Here is a 19,023-nt window from a genome sequence, read left to right on the forward strand (position 1 = left end):
TGACGTTTCCGCCACGTAGGGGCTGCTCCTCGACCAACGGCTCAGCCGGTGAGTTTGAGCGGGTTGAACAGGTCGGCGTAGACCAGCAGGCCGGCCATGATGATCATGACGAAGGCCAGCGCGTAGGTGACCGGCAGGACCTTGGCGATGTCGACGTACGCGGGCTCGGGACGGCGCCTGATCCGGGCGTAGGCCCGCTTGACGCCCTCCCACAGGCCGCCCGCGATGTGACCGCCGTCGAGCGGCAGCAGCGGGATCAGGTTGAACATGCCGATGGCCAGGTTGAACCCGGCGAGCAGGTTCACCACGTTGAAGATCTTCATCTCCGTCGACAGGTCGGAGGCGAGGATCTCGCCGCCCATCCGCCCCGCGCCCACCACGCCCACGGGGCCCGCGGGGTCGCGCTCGTGGCCGGAGAACGCGGCGTTCCACACGCCGACCATCTTCTCCGGCAGGTTCAGCAGGGAACCGGCCACCCTCCCGGTCAGCTCGCCCATGTATCCGATGACGACGCCCAGGCTCTGCTTCTCCATCACCTGCGTGGGCAGGACGCCGAGGAACCCGACGTTCTTCTCGATCTTCTTGGGGTCGTCGATCGCGGGACGGTCCTGGGCGATGAGCGTGACGTTGAGCGTCACCGGCTTGCCGTCGCGGACGATGCCGAGCTCGACGGGGCCCGCGCCGTGCGAGCGGATCAGGCGGGTGGCGTCATCCCAGGTGGTGACCTTGGCGCCGGCGAAGCTGACGATCTGGTCGCCGGGCTTCAGGCCCGCCTTGGCGGCGGGGGTCTGCTGGTCACCGGGACGGCACTCGGTGCGCTTCTCGCTGATCGGGATCACGCAGGTGTTCGTGTCGGGCGACACGATCGGCTTGAGGCCGGGCAGCCCGATGCCGACGAGCAGGAGCGCGTAGAGCAGGAACGCGAGCACGAAGTTCATCGCCGGGCCGCCGGACATGATGATGACCTTCTGCCACCACTTCTTCCGGTAGAAGACGCGGTCCTCGTCGCCGGGACGCACCTCTTCCTGGGCGGCCTCGCGGGCGGTCTCGATGAGGCCCTGCCAGGGCCCGGTCGAGGAGCTCCGCACCGTGCCCGGGTCGTCGCCCGGCCTGGGCGGCAGCATGCCGATCATGCGGATGTAGCCGCCGAGCGGCAGCCACTTGATGCCGTACTCGGTCTCGCCCTTCCGCCGCGACCAGGCGGTCGCGCCGAAGCCGACCATGTACTGCGTCACCCTGACGCCGAAGAGCTTGGCTGGCACGAGGTGGCCGATCTCGTGCAACGCGATGGACGCCATCAGCCCGACCAGGAAGACGACGATCCCCGCGACATAGAGCCAGTTCATCTGGGCGCGCTCCAGGCAGACGGAAGGTCTTGACGCACCCAGACTAGTCGAACTCTCCGCCCCTGAAGGGCTTGCGGCCGCTTTGGCGAACGACGAGACTGCGTTGACAGTACGCGATCAGACGATCACCCTGGGGTACGACGAAGGGGGCGCCTTGATCCGGATTCTGGTCGCCGAGCATCTGCCGCTGGTACGACGGGGCCTGGTCGTGTCGCTCGACGCGGAGCCCGACCTGCGGGTCGTCGCCGAGGTGGGAAGCGCCGAGGACGTCGTACCGGCGGCCGTGGCCCGCGAGCCCGACACCGCGATCATCGATCTGGACCTGCCGGGCGAGGGCGGCCTGCCCGTCGCCGCCCGCCTGGGCGAGAAGGCGCCGGGGTGCCGCGTGCTGATCCTGTCGGCCCAGCCGAATCCGGGCCAGGTGCGCCGGGCTTTCGCCAACCGGGCGCTCGGCTTCCTGAGCCTGGACGTGGCGCCCGAGCGGCTCGCCGAGGGGCTGCGGGAGATCGCGGCCGGACGCCGCGCCATCGACTCGGAGCTGGCGGTCGCCGTGCTGCAGTCCGCCGCGAACCCGCTGACCAGGCGGGAGCTGGAGGTGCTGCGGATCGCCGCGGGCGGCGCCCGCTCTACGGAGATCGCCGCCGAGCTGTTCCTGTCGGTCGGCACCGTGCGCAACCACCTGTCACGGATCATGTGCAAGACGGGCGCCCGCAACCGTCTCGACGCGGTACGCATCGCCACCGACTCCGGCTGGCTCTGAACGCGAGCGACCGCCGAAGTCCGGGCCGGCTCCGAACGGGACCCACCGCCGACGTGCAGGCCGGCTCTGAACCGGGCCCCGGAAGAAGCCGCGCCGCTCCCCCGGGGTCCGGGGCTCAGAAGATGACCTCTACGAGAATCCCAGCCGCGGACTGCCGGGACCAGTGACGCGATTCACCATTCGCCCATGCCTGTGCACACGAAGTGACCCGTGTGATTCGTCACGGCGGCCCTACGGACGCCAGATGAGTACCAGCGCGCAGTCGTCGTTGTGCCCCGAGGCCATCGCGTTGACCAGGGCCCGGGCACCGTCGCGGAACCCGGACGGCAGCAGCCGCTCCGCCTCGCCGAGCAGCTTGTCGAGGCCGGCGTCGATGTCGCGTCCGGGCTGCTCGATCAGGCCGTCGGTGTAGAGCAGCAGCGCGTCGCCCTTGCGCAGCACCCCGCTCTCGGGCTCGCAGTGCAGGTCGGGGACGACGCCGAGGACCACGCCCTTGGCGGAGGCCACCTGCCAGTTGCCGGTGCCCGCGTCGAACTTGACGACCGGCGGGTGCCCGGCGGAGGTGATCGTGTACTCGCCCGTGGCGAGGTTCAGCCGGGCGTGCACGGCGGTCACGAACCCCTCGTCGCCGCGCTGCCTGTGCAGGTAGGCGTTGCAGGCGGGCAGGAAGTCGTCGACGGAGCCGAGCAGCCCGCCGAACGTGCCCGACAGCAGCAGCGCTCTGGTTCCGGCGTCGACGCCCTTGCCCGAGACGTCGACCAGGGCGATGTCCACCTGGTCGCCGTCGCGCATGGACACCAGGAAGTCGCCGCCGAAGGACGAGCCGCCCGCCTGCTTGAGCACCACCTTGGCGCCCCAGTCCTTGGGCATCGGGGGCAGCTCGCCCTGGCTCTTGAGCCGGTCGCGCAGTTCCAGCAGCATCGCGTCGCCGCGCAGCCCCTGCACGCCGAGCTTGCCCCGGGTGCGGGCCATGAGCAGGGCCAGGATCGAGGTGAAGGCGATCGTGACCATGAGCCCCAGCCCGATGCGGCTCACGCCGAGCGTGGCGGCGATGTAGCCGAGCGCGACGGCCTCCACCGCGAGCAGCTTGCTGAGGCTGCGCAGCCGGAGCTGCAGCCCGCCGACGAGCGTGACCAGGATGAGCAGCGAGGGTGAGAACCATTCTGTCGACACGCGCGCGGCCAGCAGGCCGATCAGGAGCGAGAGCATGATCAGCGTGACGAGCAGGTTGCGGTCGCGGCCCAGGGGACCCCGCCGGAAGAATCGCACGATCGGCACCAGCAGCGGCACCCGCACGAGGAACGCGCGGAGCCGTGGCGGTATCAGCGGCGCCGGACGGGAACTCATGATGCGCCTGACTGTATCGGTCTGACCCGCGTTTGGGCAGCCCACTTGACCAACGCCTTGATCATTAAGCAGGGATATTAGGTGGCCTTCCCCCTTTGCCCGCTCCTACCGTGGACGGATGAGCTATCCGATCCGTCCTGTTGCCGAGGCCGAGTGGCCGGCGTTCTCCTACGTGCTCGACGAGGCGTTCGGCTGGACTCCGCATCCCGCCCAGAGCGCGCGGTTCAAGGCTGAGACCGAGTTCGACCGGACGCTCGCCGCTTTCGACGGCGACGTCATCGCGGGTGTCACGTCGAGCTTCAGCCTCACCATGACGGTCCCAGGCGGCCGGATCCCGGTCGCGGGCGTCACGGCCGTCAGCGTGCTGGCCTCGCACCGCCGCCGCGGCGTCCTGACCGAGCTGATGCGCAGGCAGCTGTCCGACGTGCGGGAGCGCGGCGAGTCCGTCGCGACCCTGTACGCCTCCGAGGCGCTGATCTACGGCAGGTTCGGGTACGGCAGAGCCGCCGGCGAGCTGTCGTTCCGCATCTCCAAGCCCGGCTCGGCCTTCGTCAGGAACGTGCCGAGCGACCCGTCGCTCAGGATCAGGGTGGCCAGGCCGGCCGAGGCGAGAGCCGAGTTCGAGTCGCTGTTCGAGCGGATCGTCCCCATGCGTCCCGGGCGCTACGCGCGCCACGCGGACTTCTGGAACAACGTGCTGGCCGACGACGAGGCCGACCAGCAGGGCGCGGGCACGTTGCGCTCGGTGATCGCCGAGGACGACAACGGTGTGCGCGGCTACGCGCTGTTCCGGATCAAGGCGAGCTGGGACGCCAACGGCGTGCCCGACGGCGAGCTGAGGCTGCGGGAGCTGGAGGCGTCCGACCCGGCGGCCTACGCGCTGCTGTGGCGCAGCCTGCTCGACCGCGACCTGGTCTCCACGGTGGTGGCGCAGAGCAGGCCGGTGGACGACCCGATCGTCGCGCTGCTCGCCGACCAGCGGCAGCTCCGCCCGAGCTGGTCGGACGAGCTGTGGGCGCGGCTGGTGGAGGTGGACAGGGCGCTCACGTCCCGCGCCTACTCGGCGCCCGTGGACGTGGTGCTCGAGGTCGAGGACGAGCTGTGCCCGTGGAACGCCCGCCGCTGGCGGCTCAGCGCGGACACGTCGGGAGCGGAGTGCAAGCCGGTCGAGGACGAGCCCGACGTGACGCTGCCCGTGTCGGCGCTCGGCTCGGCCTACCTGGGCGACGGCCTGCTGACCACGCAGCTCGACGCCGGGCTGCTGCGCGAGCACACACCGGGCGCGGTGCGGACGCTGTCGACGGCGATGAGCTGGAGCCCGAAGCCGTGGGCGGGGCTGACGTTCTGACGTAGGCTCCCCGGTATGGCCTTGCAGAGTTTGCAGATCACCGCCATCACCGCCATGCGGGCCCGCGACGTGTCGAGACCGTCGAAGGAGCAGCAGGAGGCCGCCGACAGGCGGCCTCTCCGCGACGAGATGCCCAGGCGCGAGCCGAAACGCAGAAGCTAGGGCAGCGAGGGCAGCTGCCCGATGGTCTCGTAGGTGGCGAGCTGCGCGATGCGCCTGCTGTGCCGCTCGGCGCCGGAGAACGCGGTGGCGAGGAAGACCTCGACGAACCTGGTGGCGTCCTCGATGGAGTGCATGCGCGCGCCGATGCTGACGACGTTGGCGTTGTTGTGCTCGCGCGCGAGCTTGGCCGTCTCCTCGCTCCAGGCGAGGGCGGCACGGACGCCGCGCACCTTGTTGGCGGCGATCTGTTCCCCGTTGCCCGACCCGCCGATGACGATCCCGAGGCTGGCCGGGTCGCCCGCGACGCCCTCGGCGGCACGCAGGACGAACGCCGGGTAGTCGTCCTCGGCGTCGTAGACGAAGGGACCGCAGTCGATCACCTCCTGGCCGTGGTCCTTCAGCCAGGACACGAGATGGTTCTTGAGCTCATAGCCGGCATGGTCGGCAGCGATGTAGACACGCACGCGTCCAGTCTTCCACAGTGCCGCGCCCGGGTCCCCGACCACGCGCTGGCTGGCTAGAGTAAGGACCTCTACTGGAGCCCAATCCTTACGGGAGCAGACCATCCATGCGTGAGATCCGCGTGATCGGCGACCCGGTCCTGCGCACGCCCGCCGAGCCCGTCGAGGGGTTCGACCGCGAGCTGCGCCGCCTGATCGACGAGATGTTCGAGGCGATGTACTCGGTGAACGGCGTGGGCCTGGCGGGGCCCCAGATCGGCGTGTCGCGGCGGCTGTTCGTCTACGACATCAGCGGGCGCAAGGGCCACGTCGTCAACCCGGTGCTCACCGTCGACGACCCCGAGGAGGTCCTGGACGAGGAGGGCTGCCTGTCGGTGCCGGACCGGCGGACGGGCACGCCGATCTACGCGCCGGTCGGGCGGGCGGCGGGCGTGACCGTCGAGGGCCTGGACCGGCTCGGCCGCCCGGTGCGCGTCAAGGCGCGCGGGTCGCTGGCGCGCTGCTTCCAGCACGAGACCGATCACCTGGACGGCCAGCTGTACGTGGACCGGCTGCCGAAGAACGAGGCCCGAAAGATCATCCTCAAGGCGTAAGTTGTCCGCATGGGGACACTTTCTGGAAAGGGCGCGCTGGTGACCGGCGGCTCGCGTGGCATCGGCAGGGCCATCGTCGAGCGGCTCACCGGCGACGGAGCCAGCGTGGTGTTCAGCTACCGGAGCGACGCCGAGGCGGCCGGCCAGGTGGCCGAGCGGACCGGAGCGCTGGCCGTCCAGGCCGACCAGGCCAGCAGGGACGACCTGGACCGGCTGTTCGCCGAGGCCGAGAAGGCGTTGCCGGGGATCGACATCCTGGTCAACAACGCGGCGGAGCACCGGCACGGGCCCATCGCCGAGATCACCGAGGAGACCTACGAACGGGTGTTCGCGGCCAACGCCCGTGCGACCTTCCTGGCCATCCAGTGGGCCTGCCGGGTGATGCGCGACGGCGGCCGGATCATCAACATCTCCACGCTCAACACCGCGATCCCGGCGCCGGGGCTCGCGCTGCACACCGCCACCAAGGCCGCGGTGGAGCAGTTCGCCAAGGTGGCGGCGCGGGAGCTGGGCGGGCGCGGCATCACCGCGAACACGGTCTCGCCGGGCGCGACCGACACCGACACGCTGCGGGCCAGCAACCCGCCGGAGGCGCTGGAGACGTCGACCGCGCTCGCGGCGCTCCAGCGGCTCGGCAGGCCCGACGACATCGCGGCCGTGGTCGCGTTCCTGGCGGGCCCCGACAGCCGGTGGATCACCGGGCAGAATCTCCTGGCGACGGGAGGGCTGATCCTTTAACCCCGGGCGCGACGGCTACAGCTGCAGCGACTTGACCTCGAAGTACTCCTCGATCCCGTGCTCGCCCAGCTCGCGCCCGACGCCCGACTGCTTGAAACCGCCGAACGGCGCATGCGGGTTGAACGCACCGCCGTTGATCGCCACCTGCCCGGTGCGCAGCCTGCGGGCCACCTCGATCGCGCGTTCCCGAGTTCCCGCCCAGACCGCGCCCGACAGGCCGTACCGGGTGCCGTCGGCGATCCGCACCGCCTGCTCCTCGGACGTGTACGGGATGATCGACAGGACCGGGCCGAAGATCTCCTCCTGCGCGATCGTCATCCCGGGGTCGACCCCGGCGAAGACCGTGGGCTCGACGTAGAAGCCGCGCGGCAGCGGCCGCTCGGTGCCGCCCGCGACCAGCCTGGCGCCCTCTTCCTCACCCCTGTTGATGTAGCGGACCACCCGGTCGCGCTGGGCGGCGGAGACGAGCGGGCCGATGCGGGTGGCCTCGTCGAACGGGTCACCCACGGTGTACTTACGCGCCGCCTCGACAGCCATCCGGACGGCCTCGTCGTACTGGTCGACGTGGACGATCATGCGGGTCCACGCGGAGCACGTCTGGCCCGCGTTGACGAAGCAGTTGGCGACCCCGGCCTTGACCGCCGCCCGCAGGTCGGCGTCGGGCAGGATCAGGTTCGCGGACTTGCCGCCGAGCTCGAGCGCCACCCGCTTGACCGACTCGGCCGCCAGCGACGCCACCCTGCGCCCGGCCGTGGTGGAGCCGGTGAAGGAGACCATGTCCACCTCGGGATGGGCGGCCATGGCCTCGCCCACCACCGGGCCGCGCCCGCTGAGCAGGTTGAACACGCCCGCGGGCAGGCCCACCTCATGGAAGATGTCGGCCAGCGCGTACGCGGCCAGCGGCGCGACCTCGCTGGGCTTGAGCACCACCGTGCAGCCCGCGGCCAGCGCCGGGGCGACCTTGCAGACGATCTGGTGGAGCGGGTAGTTCCACGGCGTGATCGCCGCGACCACCCCGACCGGCTCCTTGACCACGAGCGAGTTGCCCACCTGCGACTCGCGCGGGTGGCTCTCGGCCAGGCGGGCGTACGAGGCCAGCACCCCGGCCGGCATGAGCGTCTGCACCTTGAGCGCGAAGCCGAGCGGCGAGCCCATGTCGGTCGCGATCGCCCGCGCGACGTCGCCCGCGCGCTGTGTCAGCAGCTCGGCCGCGGCGGTCAGCAGCTTGGCCCGTTCCTCCGGGGCCGTGCCGGACCAGTCGGGGAAGGATCTTCGCGCAGCGGCGACGGCCGCTTCGACGTCGTCGGGAACGCCTGCGGGCACCCGATCGATGATCTCTTCCGTGGCCGGGTTCACGACCTCGATGGCCTCGCCCGACACCGACGCGACCCAGGAACCTCCGATATACAGCTGACGCATGGCCCCCATCCTCGCGTGCCTGCTGCCGCAATGCGAGTGCGCTTCGTCATCAGGGTAGGACCAGGAGTACCCGAGGCGGGGGGGCTTCGGTCGAACCGGGTCTGACGGGTATGGGGGGCTTTGGTCACACCAGGTCGGCTTCAGTCGAACTGAGGCCGGCGGGTGCGGGAGCGCTTCAGCTCGAAGAAGTCCTCGAAGCCGGTGACGAGCAGCACGCCGTCCCAGAGCCTTCCGGCGTCCTCGCCGCGCGGGATCGTGGTGATGACCGGGCCGAAGAAGGCGTTGGAGCCGACGCGGATGACCGGCGTGCCGACCTCCTGGCCGACCAGGTCGATGCCCTCGTTGTGCGAGGCGCGGACGGCCTCGTCGTACTCGTCGGAGGTCATCGTGTCGGCCAGCTCCTTGTCGAGGCCGGCGGCCTCGAGAGCGTCCTCCACCGTCTCGCGGAGCCGGTCGAGGTCCTTGTTCCGGCCCTCGTTGTGCAGGCGGGTGCCCAACTCGGTGTAGAGCGGACCGACGACGTGGGCGCCGTACTTGGCCTCGGCTGCGGCGACGACCCTGACGGGCTCGATGGCTCTGGCGATCTGCTCACGGTACTCATCCGAGACGTCCTTGCCCTCGTTGAGCACGTTGAGGCTCATGATGTGCCAGCGCGGCTCGATGGGGCGGACCTTCTCGACCTCGAGCAGCCATCGTGACGTCACCCAGGCGAAGGGGCAGAAAGGATCGAACCACAGATCTACGGGAGTCTTCTCAGTCACGTGGGGCCATAACCTGGGGGTGTCCGCACCCTATTCCCAGCGTGGCAGGATACCGACAAACCCCGAAGAAGTGGTGTAAAGGAGCCCAACTTTGGCAGGCAACCTGACCCGGGACGAGGCGCGCGAGCGTGCCCGGCTCTTGAAGGTCGAGTCATACGCCGTAGCACTCGACCTGACGGAGGGAGACGAGCGCTTCGAGAGCATCACGACCGTCCGCTTCACCAGCGCCCAGCCCGGCGCGTCCACCTTCATCGACCTGCACGGCGCCCACGTGCGCCAGGTCACGCTCAACGGCCGCGACCTCGACGTCGCCGCCTACGACGCCGACAAGGGGCGCTTCCCGCTCCCCGAGCTCGCCGAGAGCAACGAGCTGCGCATCGACGCCGACTGCCGCTTCATGCGCACCGGTGAGGGGCTGCACCGTTTCGTCGACCCGGTGGACCAGAAGGTCTACCTGCACAGCCAGTTCGAGACGGCCGACGCGCACCGCATGTACGCCTGCTTCGACCAGCCCGACCTCAAGGCCACGTTCCAGCTGACCGTGCTCGCCCCGGCCGACTGGGAGATCGTCTCCAACGCCGCCGCGTCCGAGGTGGCGGAGCTGCCCGCGCAGGGCGGCAGGCACGGCGCCGTCCAGGCCTCCAAGCGCTGGACGTTCCCCGCCACACCGGTCATGTCCACCTACATCACCGCCCTGGTGGCCGGGCCGTTCCACAAGGTGACCTCCGAGCACGACGGGATCCCGCTGGGGGTCTACTGCCGCGCCTCGCTCGCCGAGCACCTCGACGCCGACAACATCTTCGAGGTCACCCGGCAGGGCTTCGACTTCTTCCACCAGGTCTTCGGCGTCCGCTACCCGTTCGGCAAGTACGACCAGCTGTTCGTGCCCGAGTTCAACGCGGGCGCGATGGAGAACGCGGGCTGCGTGACGTTCCTGGAGGACTACGTCTTCCGCTCCCGCGTCACCGACGCGGTCGTCGAGCGGCGCGCGGAGACGATCCTGCACGAGATGGCGCACATGTGGTTCGGCGACCTCGTCACCATGCGCTGGTGGGACGACCTGTGGCTGAACGAGTCGTTCGCCACCTACATGTCGGTGCTCGCCCAGGCCGAGGCCACCCGCTGGGGCAAGGGCGCCTGGACGACCTTCGCGAACGTGGAGAAGTCCTGGGCCTACCGCCAGGACCAGCTGCCGTCCACGCACCCGATCTCCGCCGACATCCCCGACATGCAAGCGGTCGAGGTCAACTTCGACGGCATCACCTACGCCAAGGGCGCCTCGGTGCTCAAGCAGCTCGTCGCCTACGTCGGGCTCGACAACTTCCTCGCGGGGGTGCGCGACTACTTCGCCGAGCACGCCTGGGGCAACACCGAGCTGAAGGACCTGCTCACCGCGCTGGAGCGGAAGTCGGGCCGCGACCTGTCCGCGTGGTCGAAGGAGTGGCTGGAGACCTCCTGGGTCAACACGCTGCGCCCGTCCTTCACCGTGTCGGCCGACGGGCGGTTCGAGAGCTTCGACGTCCTGCAGGAGGCTCCGGCCGAGTACCCGACGCTGCGCTCGCACCGCGTGGCGATCGGCCTGTACTCGCTGGCCGACGGCGAGCTGAGGCAGACCAGACGCGTCGAGCTCGACGTCGTCGGCGCCCGCACGCCGGTCGCCGAGCTCGTCGGCGAAGAGCAGCCCGACCTGGTGCTGGTCAACGACGACGACCTGACCTACGCCAAGATCCGGCTGGACGACCGCTCGCTGCGCACGCTCATCGGCGGCGGCATCGCCGCGTTCGCCGAGTCCCTGCCACGCGCCCTGTGCTGGTCGGCCGCCTGGGACATGACGCGTGACGGCGAGATGGCCACCCGCGACTACGTCAAGCTCGTCGTCTCCGGCGTCGGCACGCTGCGCGACATCACGGTCCTGCAGACCGTGCTGCGGCAGGCCAGGCAGGCCGTGCAGCAGTACGCCGACCCGGCGTGGCAGGCCGAGGGCCTCGCGCTGCTCGCCACCGAGCTCAGGTCGCTGCTCGCAGGGGCCGAGCCCGGCTCCGACCAGCAGCTCGCCTACCTGCAGGCGTTCGCGCCGGTGGCCACGTCCGGCGCGGACCTGGACCTGATCCAGGGCATCCTGGACGGCTCGGCCGTGCCCGAGGGGCTGGCCGTCGACGCGGACCTGCGCTGGGTTCTCGTCCACGCGATGGTGTCGAGCGGCCGGTACGGCGAGGCCGACATCGAGGCCGAGTTGCAGCGCGACCCGACGGCCACCGGCGAGCGGTCGGCGGCGCTGTGCCGGGCCGCCCTGCCGACGGCCGAGAGCAAGGCGGCGGCCTGGGAGGCGATCGTCGGCGGCCAGCTGGCGAACCACATCGCCCGCGCCACGATCACCGGGTTCGCCGACCCGCGCCATGTCGAGCTGCTGGTTCCGTACCGGGAGAAGTACTTCGCCGAGATCGGCCGCATCTACCAGGAGTGGACGTTCGACCAGGCGCAGACGTTCGCGGTCGGCTGCTTCCCGACGCTGCTCATCGAGGAGGCGACGGTCGAGGCCGCCCAGGACTTCCTGGAGACCACCCAGCCGCCGCAGGCCCTGCGCCGCATGATCCTCGAAGGCGCCGACGGCGTGAGCCGCGCCCTGCGCAACCGCGCCAAGGACGCCTCCTAACCCGGAGGGCGGGGCTCTTCCACCCAGCGAAGAGCCCCGCCCCGCACGCCGGCGTCCGGCCCCGTGCTCTGCACGGGCCGAACGCCGGCCGGGCCTCTCCCCGTGTTCGAACCCTGAGAGGAGCACCCGTGCCCTCGGTTACGGCCGGGCGCGGCGCGGTGCGCACCACGACAGGCGGCTTCCAGCACGGGAACACCCGCTGATCTTGGGAAATACGCCGCTTCCTGTGGTGCCGATTCCGTCGGTGCCATCGGCCTCCCGGTGTTAGCCTCGAATACGTGCTCGGACCGGGGACCACGCTCAGCGACCGCTACGTGCTGGCCCGCCGCCTCGGTGGCGGCGGTATGGGCGAGGTCTGGCATGCCGACGACACCGTCCTCGGCCGGGCCGTGGCGGTCAAGGTGCTGATGCCCGCTCTGACGGACAACGCCACGTTCGTCCGGCGGTTCCAGAACGAGGCCAGGGCCATGGCCACGCTCAGGCACCCCGGCGTGGTCGACGTCTACGACTACGGCACCTGCCAGGTCGACGGGCGCCGGGTGAGCTTCCTGGTGATGGAGCTGGTCGAGGGCGAGTCGCTCGACCGCGTCCTGCGTCGCGGCCCGCTCGACCCCGTGACCACCATGCGACTGGTCGCCGAGGTGGCCGACGCGCTCGCGGCCGCGCACGAGCAGGGCATCGTGCACCGCGACGTGAAACCGGCCAACCTGATGATCAGGCCGGGCGGCGGCGTCGCGCTCACCGACTTCGGCATCGCGCGCTCGGCCTCCGCCGGCCATCTGACGGCGACCGGCGCCATGCTGTGCAGCGCCGGCTACTGCGCCCCCGAACTGGCCACGGCGAGCCAGGTGACCCCCTCCGTCGACGTGTACGCGCTCGGCGTGGTCGCCTACGAGTGCCTGACCGCCCGGCTGCCGTTCGCGGGCGACACCCCCGTCCAGATCATCTACAAGCACCTCCACGCGCCCACCCCCGACCTGCCCGGCGACGTGCCTCCCGGGCCGCGCCAGGTCGTCACACGGGCGCTGGAGAAGTCGCCCGACAGGCGCTGGGCGTCGGCCGCCGAGATGGCGCGGGCCGCCCGGCAGGCCGTCGCCGTCCCCGACGCCTCCCCCGGCTCCCCGCCCGTGCCTCGCCGTCGCCGCCGGGCGCTGTCGGCGGTGCTGGCCATGGCCGCCGCCGTCACGGTCACCGCGGCCGTCGCCGGGTCGGTGTGGGTCCGTCCCGACGACGGCGCCCAGCAGTCCGGCGTCGCCCCGCTCGCCAGTGAGCCCGCCAGGGTCGCGACGACGGCGACCGGCCCGGCGCGCAGGCGGCACCAGGCCCCACCCGCCAAGGGCCTGCCCAGCGCCCGTCCCAGCGCCACGCGCAAGCCGAAGCCCACCGCGACGGTCACCGTCTCCCCCACGGTCAGCGTCCCCACCGTGACGCCGACGAGCGCCCCCGAGCCCACGCACCAGCCCACCACCCCGGGCCCCGCTGAGCCGACCGCGGAACCCACGGCCAGCAGGCCACCGGGCGACATCCAGTGCATCAAGGCCCCTTGCCCCTGACAGGCGATCGGTTGTCGGGTGACAGGTCCTCAAGGTGGCCGACGCCCCCCAGGCCGCCCCACGCTGGATCACCCGAAGTCGTGCTGGCACTTGCGCAGGCCGTACCTGCTGGGATCGGCGTCGAACCCGTCGGAGGTGTTAGACGTACCCGGCGGCCACCCAGCCCCACGCGCCGGTCCTGTCGCTCGCCTGCGCCGCCGTGGCGGGCAGGCCCACGGCCGCCACGAGCACGGCTCCGGAGACGACGGCTTTCCACCAGTGCATGTCCATGACGGACAGTCCAGCGCGGCAGGACCTTCTCGGCCATCTCTAAGCTTTCAGGGCGGACCGGCCCGTCCTGGCACCGTGAGAGGCTGACCAGGTGGACACGACTCGGGATCTGCTCGTCGCCCTGGCCCGTCGCTACGCCTTCGCCGACCTCGGGGCGCTCGTCCCGAACGCCGAGGTGGCCGACGTGTGCGAGTTCGGGCACCGGCTGCTCTCGCTCGACGCCGAGGACTTCGCGGTGGAGGCCAGGGCCGTCCCGGCCGAGCTGAAGCGCCAGGCGCGGGAGTGCCACATGCCCCAGACCCCGCGCGAGCAGCCCCGCGGCGCGCTGGAGTCGCTGCGGCCCGCGTACGGGCTGCTGCTGGAGGTGATCGGCATCCGCTGGCATCGGCGCGAGCTGAGCTCGATGATCGCCGCGGTGCACATCGCCAGCGAGTACCTGCCGCTGCTCGCGTTCGAACCGCACCTCGGCCACGCGGGCGACCCCGCGCGCTGGCCCGCCGGGCTGAGCGCCACCGGGAGCCGGTTCGGCGTGATCGGCGACCGCGAGTGCGACCACACCAAGTCCGAGCAGTCGGCCACCAACCGGACGTTGCGGGTCGCGTCCGAACCCGCCCAGGGGTGGCGGGCGTACTTCGACCGGCAGCACAGCCAGGTGGCCGGAGCGCTGGCCGTCTGCGTCGCCGCCTGCCGCAACCCGTGCACGGCCATGGACTGGATCGCCCCGGAGCCGCGCGCCGACCTGCACCAGCGCGCCCGTACCGCGCTGGCGCTCGCCGAGACCCCGCTGGTACGGCTGCGCCACGCGGCGCCCGTCGGCCACGGCTTCGGCGTGCCGTCGCCGGAAGAGGTGCTGGACGCCTGGGAGCGCAGCCGGGCCGTGCTCGACAAGAACCCCGTCGGCGCGGCGGCGCTCGAGGACGACGGGTTCCCGCTGCCGGGGCTGCCGTCGCTCTTCTCGGCCGTCGCCGGCGCGCCCATCGCCCCCTCGACGCTCCTCAGCGGCGTCAGCCGGCACGTCGTCGGCCTGCTGGAACGCCTCGACCCTGGAACCCTCCAGGCTGACGGCTCCCCCTCCCTCCCTTAGAAGGAGAAGGAGGGCGTCGCCTACCGCGGGGGCGCAGGCGACGCCCGGTTCGCCCTCACGTCCCTTGGCCGGCCATCTCCCCGGCGTCACAACCCGAGAGCAGGCCGGCCCCTTGCTTCCTCGGGATGGTCAGCGTTTCGCGGTGGCCTGTTCGGCGAGGGCGCTGATGCCGTACAGGAGGCCGCCCACGAGGTCGCCGACGCTGAAGGCGGTCGCCATGGACATCGCGGTGAGCCGGCACGCGCCGTCCGAGAGGCGGCGCCGGGCGTTCTCGCCCGTCACGATCTCCAGGGCGCGGCCCGTCACGTCCACGAAGATGACCACGGCGTCGTCCGCCTCGTCGCCGAGCGCGGCGTGCAGCCGTTCGGCGAAGTGGCGCCTGCCGCCGACCGGCTCGCCGAGGAACGCGCCGAAGCGAAGGCCGCTGCGCCGCTCAGCGGCGTGCAGCGCCCGTCTGACGTCGTCGGCCTGTGCCGCGGTGAGTGCCCGCATCGCTCATCACCACCCCGCCGACGCGCCGCCGACATGGCGACCCGGCTCGGACGTCTGCGCCGCCGCCACCCAGTCGGCCTCGGGCACCTGCGCCCAGTGCGCCACCCGGTCGGCCAGCACCAGGCTCGAGGTGCTGACGCCGTGCTCGCTGCGCGACGGCCCGCCCAGCCACACCGGCCCCGACGCGGACCTGCGTGCCGAGCCCAGTCCCGGAACCAGGACCAGCAGACTTATCAGGATGAACAGGGCAACAGACGCCCCGAGGAGGACGCCCAGAATCTCCAGCGGACTGTTCACAACAAGAACGTAGACCCGGTTCGCATGCCCGGCCAGCCCCGCTCGTGAGAGAGTCTTGACGCGAGGTCCCCCACCTGAGGTCAACAGAACTGTGGATGCTCCAGCTTCGATCGGTAGATACCCGATCGAACGCGTCTTGGGCACGGGCGCGTTCGCGACGGTGTGGCTCGGCCGCGACGACCAGCTCGACTCGTACGTCGCCATCAAGGTGCTCGCCGAGAACTGGTCGGCCGAACCGGCGGTGAACGAGCGCTTCCTCAAGGAGGCCAGGCTGCTGCGCCAGGCCGACTCCCCGAGGATCGTCCAGGTGCACGACATCGGCGAGTTGCCGGACGGCAGGCCGTACTTCGTCATGACGTATGCCGACATGGGGTCGCTGGCCGGGCGCCTCCTGGAGGGGTCGCTGCCGGTGGGCGAGGCGATCCGCATCGTCGGCGAGATCGCCGAGGGGGTGGAGGTGCTGCACCGCATGGGCATCGTCCACCGCGACCTCAAGCCGTCGAACGTGCTGTTCCGCTCGGTGGCCGGTGGAGGCGAGCGGCTGATGGTGGCCGACCTGGGCGTGGCGCGGTCGCTGGCCGACGCCACCAGCCACACCATCGCGGCGGGCTCTCCCGGGTACATGGCGCCGGAACAGATGCGCCTCGACGGAGGGCCGGACGAGCGCGCGGACGTCCACGGGCTGGGGGCGATGGCCTACCACCTGCTCACCGGGCAGGTCCCCGGCTCGGGGGCGGTTCGGCTCGCGCCGCAGCGGCTGCGGCAGGAGATCCCGGAGCGGGTGGGGGCGGCCATCATGAAGGCCATCGACCCCGACCCCGACCACCGCTGGCCGACCGTCACCCAGTTCGCCTCGGCCCTGCGGGGCGAGGACGGCCCCTACCCGGCTCCCGGAGCGGGTGCCAGTACGGGCGAGCATCCCCGAGCGGAGGTCGGCGCGGGTTCGCCGGCGGAGCCGGACACCGCCGCTCACCTGGCCCCCCGCTGGGGGCCCGATGCGGGTGGTGACGCGCCCGCGCGCCCAGGCGAGGGCGAACACCCCCGTGCGGACGTCCCGGGCGTCGGCACAGGCCCTGGTGCGGATGGCGACGCACACGAAGACGCCGCAGCGGTGGGCGGCGCGGGCCCTGGAGCGGGTGGCGACGCCCGCAGAGGCGGCGCGGACGGCGCGGTGGTAGGCGACGCGGTCGTGGACGGCGAGCCTGCGGGCGGAGGGCGTGTCAAGGGGGTGCTGCTGGGGGCCGGAGCCGTGGCCGTGGCCGTCGCCGTGGTCGTGGGGGTGCTGGCGTCGCGCACCGGCGGGCCGTCCGTCGAGCAGAAGCCGTCGGGGGCCGTGACACAGGTGTCCCGCACGCCCTCCCAGGGCAGCTCCCCGCGAGCGCACATGGGGTTGCGGACCGACGCGGACATCCCCAAGCAGTACCGGAAGCTGATCGTGCAGGCGGGCACCTGGTGCGAGCTGGAAGGGCTGTCGCCCGCGCTGGTCGCCGGGGTCGTCAAGATGGCCAGCGACTTCGACCCCGACCTGAGCGACCGCGCCAACGACGAGTTCGGCATCGCCCGGTGGACTCCCAGGGTGCTGCAGTTCTGGCAGCCCAACGGGGCGAACGATCCGGTACCTAAGCCGCCGTTCCCGCCCGAGCTGTCGTTCCCGGCGATGGGCCGCTTCTTCTGCACGCTCGGCCCGAAGGTCGCCGACGTGCCCGCCGACCCGGCGGCCAAGCTCGCCGCCCTGTTCGTGAGCGGCGTGGACCCGGTGCGGCGGGAGCAGGGCGTGCCGCCGAAGTGGAAGGCGCACGTCGCGCAGGTCCTGCGATATCGCGATCAGTACCAGGACTGACGGGCCGGTCCCGCGCAGGCCGTGAAGTTCGGTGAAGGCCGGCGCAGGCGACCAGGCCGGAGTGGCAGGTCAGAGCAGGAGACGGGGCTCGGAGGGCTCGCCGAGGCGCTGCGGGACGGAACCGGCAGAGGAAGACGCGGGGCGAGGGCGGGCAGCCAGGTTGCTCCTTGCGCAGCAGATCCCGAACCGGCTCTGCGGTGATCTCGATCTCGGTGTGGGTCATGCGGAGCAACAGGAGTAGCCAGTTGGCGGCCCGCCCTGAGTCAGCCCTCTCCAGCCTGGGCCTGGGCGACTTCCGCGTCGCTGGAATCGACGATGAATTCGTTGCCCTCGGGATCTGCCAGAGTGACCCAGCCAAGACCCCGGCCCCGCTCATGCGAACTCACCAACCGCGCTCCGAGGTGCACCAGCCTGTCAACCTCCTCGGCCAGAGTCCCGTCCGGAGCATTGAGGCGTAGAGAGAGATGAGTATTTCCTGGGGCATGAGCGTGGTCATGGTGAACGAACAACCACGCAGCTGGGTCACCTTGGGGGGCCAAGACGATCCAGCAGCCGTTCGGGCCAGAGTCGATAGGACGGTCCAGGACCATGCTCCAAAAGCGGGCGAGCTCCATAGGGTGGTTGCACCGCAACATCAGGTAACGGATCCGGAGTGTCATAAGTCCGATCTTTTCAAGCAGAGTCCTTCTCCGTCGAGAGCGGAAACTCTGGCTCCCGTTTTTCGCACGTCACCATCACCGAGCTGCATCGATGGGGCGACTATAGCGGCTGACCTGCGACGAAGCGGCATGCGCGGGAAACGAGGCCAGCGAAACCCACGCCGTAAATTTCCCGTAGTTCCACGTAAACCGCTATTGCAACAATAGTCCAGGATTACGAAGCTCGTGGAGCTTTGATCGCAAACCCATACTAGAAGGAGAGTGATACAACATGGCGTTCACACGACGATTAGTGGTGGCTATCGCCGCGATCGTGGCGGCCATCTCACTGGGCGGCCCCGCTTCCGCCTCGACCGAACCGCCCAACCCGGAGACGTCCTCACCGACCATTCAGTCGACGACCCCACCGGGACCGGACGGAACAGCGTTCGTCGGGATCGACACAGCAGACCCAACCGACGGCATAGCTGCCAGTGACATAGGGTGCTGGATCGTCGCAGAACACCCGGTGACCCTGACCCCCACCAGCAAGGACATCATCGGATCCGGGGAAATCACACGCTGCACCAGTGAGAAGCCGTCAGCCTGTGCCACCACGAGTTTCCTGTACCGGATCAACGCTGACGGGTCCGAGACACGGGTCGGGACGGGACCGACCAAGCACTCCTGCAGTACAGGACGAGCGTCTCGGTCGGAAGCCCACTACAAGTGCACCTACCACCCATCAAGTGAGTTCTCTTACTTCACCGTCACCACCTTGACGGTGGTGGCGAGAGGGCAGACGGTCTCCAATGACGCCGTGAGTGGCACCAGCCACTATTGGTGCATCTAGATCAAACCTCCATACCTCAGGCTCTTGCCTGGGGCGGGCTTCTCCGCATCTGGGGCTTGGTCATATCCGGCCGAGAATTCCCGCCAAGCAGTCGAGGCTTGGCGGAACCGATCCGCACCGTGTACTGGATGGTGGCTGCCGTGGCGCAGCTCGTGGTAGATCGCCTGTAGCACCAGCAGCTGCGCAATGGCCAACCGCTCGGAGGGTGCCTGCGCAGCCCGTTCAGCCGCTGTGGCCTTCTCGTAGCCGATATTGTCGAAGGTCTGCAAGGCGAACTGGTACAACAGCTCGGCGTCGGCCCTCTCGCCCTTGGGCTCGTCCTCAAGAGCAGAGGTCTCGGAGGAGTCCACGCGCCCGACGGTAACCCGGGGTTGAAGAACCTGCGGACAGCCATTAGCCGACCCGGAG

At 70.6% G+C, this 19,023-nt stretch carries 19 protein-coding genes; 9 read left to right on the forward strand and 10 right to left on the reverse strand.

Annotated features, from left to right (window positions below):
• Window positions 1-41: 41 nt before the first annotated feature.
• Window positions 42-1,346, reverse strand: coding sequence for a M50 family metallopeptidase (locus tag ABT294_RS38905; RefSeq protein WP_350811442.1), 1,305 nt, complete (start codon window positions 1,344-1,346; stop codon window positions 42-44).
• A gap of 103 nt (window positions 1,347-1,449) precedes the next feature.
• Here ABT294_RS38905 and ABT294_RS38910 point away from each other — a divergent pair, with 103 nt between their 5' ends.
• Window positions 1,450-2,106 carry a LuxR C-terminal-related transcriptional regulator gene (locus ABT294_RS38910; RefSeq protein ID WP_350811443.1) on the forward strand — a complete coding sequence of 219 codons (657 nt, stop codon included), beginning with the start codon at window positions 1,450-1,452 and terminating at the stop codon, window positions 2,104-2,106.
• 231 nt (window positions 2,107-2,337) lie between these two features.
• Here ABT294_RS38910 and ABT294_RS38915 read toward each other — a convergent pair whose 3' ends face one another.
• Window positions 2,338-3,453: a PP2C family protein-serine/threonine phosphatase gene (locus ABT294_RS38915; RefSeq protein WP_350811444.1), complete on the reverse strand. Its 1,116-nt coding sequence runs from the start codon at window positions 3,451-3,453 to the stop codon at window positions 2,338-2,340.
• 118 nt (window positions 3,454-3,571) lie between these two features.
• On the opposite strand from ABT294_RS38915, the gene ABT294_RS38920 reads away from it, so the two are divergent.
• Together ABT294_RS38920 and ABT294_RS38925 are read left to right on the forward strand one after the other, a co-directional pair.
• Window positions 3,572-4,801 carry a GNAT family N-acetyltransferase gene (locus ABT294_RS38920; RefSeq protein WP_350811445.1) on the forward strand — a complete coding sequence of 410 codons (1,230 nt, stop codon included), beginning with the start codon at window positions 3,572-3,574 and terminating at the stop codon, window positions 4,799-4,801.
• 15 nt (window positions 4,802-4,816) lie between these two features.
• Window positions 4,817-4,963 (forward strand): hypothetical protein, encoded by a 147-nt coding sequence (locus ABT294_RS38925; RefSeq protein ID WP_350811446.1) that lies wholly within the window; start codon window positions 4,817-4,819, stop codon window positions 4,961-4,963.
• On the opposite strand, the gene ABT294_RS38930 is transcribed toward ABT294_RS38925, so the two are convergent.
• A complete protein-coding gene (locus ABT294_RS38930; RefSeq protein ID WP_350811447.1) occupies window positions 4,960-5,427 on the reverse strand; it encodes a ribose-5-phosphate isomerase in 468 nt (155 codons plus the stop codon). The two genes, ABT294_RS38925 and ABT294_RS38930, sit on opposite strands and share 4 nt — an antisense overlap.
• A gap of 104 nt (window positions 5,428-5,531) precedes the next feature.
• Here ABT294_RS38930 and def point away from each other — a divergent pair, with 104 nt between their 5' ends.
• Both def and ABT294_RS38940 read left to right on the forward strand, forming a co-directional pair.
• A complete protein-coding gene (gene def / locus ABT294_RS38935; RefSeq protein WP_350811448.1) occupies window positions 5,532-6,017 on the forward strand; it encodes a peptide deformylase in 486 nt (161 codons plus the stop codon).
• Between the two features lie 9 nt (window positions 6,018-6,026).
• Complete coding sequence (locus ABT294_RS38940) at window positions 6,027-6,755, forward strand: SDR family oxidoreductase (protein WP_350811449.1); 729 nt, start codon at window positions 6,027-6,029, stop codon at window positions 6,753-6,755.
• A 15-nt stretch (window positions 6,756-6,770) separates the two neighbouring features.
• On the opposite strand, the gene ABT294_RS38945 is transcribed toward ABT294_RS38940, so the two are convergent.
• Together ABT294_RS38945 and ABT294_RS38950 are read right to left on the reverse strand one after the other, a co-directional pair.
• Window positions 6,771-8,174 carry an aldehyde dehydrogenase family protein gene (locus tag ABT294_RS38945; RefSeq protein WP_350811450.1) on the reverse strand — a complete coding sequence of 468 codons (1,404 nt, stop codon included), beginning with the start codon at window positions 8,172-8,174 and terminating at the stop codon, window positions 6,771-6,773.
• 140 nt (window positions 8,175-8,314) lie between these two features.
• On the reverse strand, window positions 8,315-8,935 hold the full coding sequence (locus tag ABT294_RS38950) for a mycothiol-dependent nitroreductase Rv2466c family protein (RefSeq protein WP_350811451.1): 621 nt from the start codon (window positions 8,933-8,935) through the stop codon (window positions 8,315-8,317).
• 91 nt (window positions 8,936-9,026) lie between these two features.
• Here ABT294_RS38950 and pepN point away from each other — a divergent pair, with 91 nt between their 5' ends.
• Both pepN and ABT294_RS38960 read left to right on the forward strand, forming a co-directional pair.
• Window positions 9,027-11,588, forward strand: a complete 2,562-nt coding sequence (pepN, locus tag ABT294_RS38955) for an aminopeptidase N (protein ID WP_350811452.1) — start codon at window positions 9,027-9,029, stop codon at window positions 11,586-11,588.
• A 278-nt stretch (window positions 11,589-11,866) separates the two neighbouring features.
• The gene (locus ABT294_RS38960) at window positions 11,867-13,141 is read left to right on the forward strand and encodes a serine/threonine-protein kinase (RefSeq protein WP_350811453.1); all 1,275 of its coding nucleotides are present in this window, start codon (window positions 11,867-11,869) and stop codon (window positions 13,139-13,141) included.
• 138 nt (window positions 13,142-13,279) lie between these two features.
• On the opposite strand, the gene ABT294_RS38965 is transcribed toward ABT294_RS38960, so the two are convergent.
• Complete coding sequence (locus ABT294_RS38965) at window positions 13,280-13,411, reverse strand: hypothetical protein (protein ID WP_350811454.1); 132 nt, start codon at window positions 13,409-13,411, stop codon at window positions 13,280-13,282.
• Between the two features lie 91 nt (window positions 13,412-13,502).
• Between ABT294_RS38965 and ABT294_RS38970 the strand changes: the two genes are divergently transcribed.
• Complete coding sequence (locus tag ABT294_RS38970) at window positions 13,503-14,495, forward strand: hypothetical protein (RefSeq protein WP_350811455.1); 993 nt, start codon at window positions 13,503-13,505, stop codon at window positions 14,493-14,495.
• A gap of 129 nt (window positions 14,496-14,624) precedes the next feature.
• On the opposite strand, the gene ABT294_RS38975 is transcribed toward ABT294_RS38970, so the two are convergent.
• Window positions 14,625-14,987: a DUF5130 family protein gene (locus tag ABT294_RS38975; RefSeq protein ID WP_350811456.1), complete on the reverse strand. Its 363-nt coding sequence runs from the start codon at window positions 14,985-14,987 to the stop codon at window positions 14,625-14,627.
• A 6-nt stretch (window positions 14,988-14,993) separates the two neighbouring features.
• On the reverse strand, window positions 14,994-15,284 hold the full coding sequence (locus ABT294_RS38980) for a hypothetical protein (RefSeq protein WP_350811457.1): 291 nt from the start codon (window positions 15,282-15,284) through the stop codon (window positions 14,994-14,996).
• 91 nt (window positions 15,285-15,375) lie between these two features.
• Between ABT294_RS38980 and ABT294_RS38985 the strand changes: the two genes are divergently transcribed.
• Window positions 15,376-17,124 carry a serine/threonine-protein kinase gene (locus ABT294_RS38985; protein WP_502912203.1) on the forward strand — a complete coding sequence of 583 codons (1,749 nt, stop codon included), beginning with the start codon at window positions 15,376-15,378 and terminating at the stop codon, window positions 17,122-17,124.
• Between the two features lie 263 nt (window positions 17,125-17,387).
• Here the strand turns inward: ABT294_RS38985 and ABT294_RS38990 are convergent, their stop codons facing one another.
• Complete coding sequence (locus tag ABT294_RS38990) at window positions 17,388-17,783, reverse strand: VOC family protein (protein ID WP_350811459.1); 396 nt, start codon at window positions 17,781-17,783, stop codon at window positions 17,388-17,390.
• A gap of 828 nt (window positions 17,784-18,611) precedes the next feature.
• Window positions 18,612-18,965 (reverse strand): hypothetical protein, encoded by a 354-nt coding sequence (locus tag ABT294_RS38995; RefSeq protein WP_350811460.1) that lies wholly within the window; start codon window positions 18,963-18,965, stop codon window positions 18,612-18,614.
• Window positions 18,966-19,023: the final 58 nt, after the last annotated feature.

The organism is Nonomuraea sp. NPDC000554, from assembly GCF_040300065.1.
GTDB lineage: Bacteria > Actinomycetota > Actinomycetes > Streptosporangiales > Streptosporangiaceae > Nonomuraea.

Coding starts and splice junctions, on each gene's coding strand:
- ABT294_RS38905 (WP_350811442.1), bottom strand. CDS start 1,346: ATGAACTGGCTCTATGTCGCGGGGATCGTCGTCTTCCTGGTCGGGCTG.
- ABT294_RS38915 (WP_350811444.1), bottom strand. CDS start 3,453: ATGAGTTCCCGTCCGGCGCCGCTGATACCGCCACGGCTCCGCGCGTTC.
- ABT294_RS38920 (WP_350811445.1), top strand. CDS start 3,572: ATGAGCTATCCGATCCGTCCTGTTGCCGAGGCCGAGTGGCCGGCGTTC.
- ABT294_RS38925 (WP_350811446.1), top strand. CDS start 4,817: ATGGCCTTGCAGAGTTTGCAGATCACCGCCATCACCGCCATGCGGGCC.
- def (WP_350811448.1), top strand. CDS start 5,532: ATGCGTGAGATCCGCGTGATCGGCGACCCGGTCCTGCGCACGCCCGCC.
- ABT294_RS38940 (WP_350811449.1), top strand. CDS start 6,027: ATGGGGACACTTTCTGGAAAGGGCGCGCTGGTGACCGGCGGCTCGCGT.
- ABT294_RS38945 (WP_350811450.1), bottom strand. CDS start 8,174: ATGCGTCAGCTGTATATCGGAGGTTCCTGGGTCGCGTCGGTGTCGGGC.
- ABT294_RS38965 (WP_350811454.1), bottom strand. CDS start 13,411: ATGGACATGCACTGGTGGAAAGCCGTCGTCTCCGGAGCCGTGCTCGTG.
- ABT294_RS38975 (WP_350811456.1), bottom strand. CDS start 14,987: ATGCGGGCACTCACCGCGGCACAGGCCGACGACGTCAGACGGGCGCTG.
- ABT294_RS38990 (WP_350811459.1), bottom strand. CDS start 17,783: ATGACACTCCGGATCCGTTACCTGATGTTGCGGTGCAACCACCCTATG.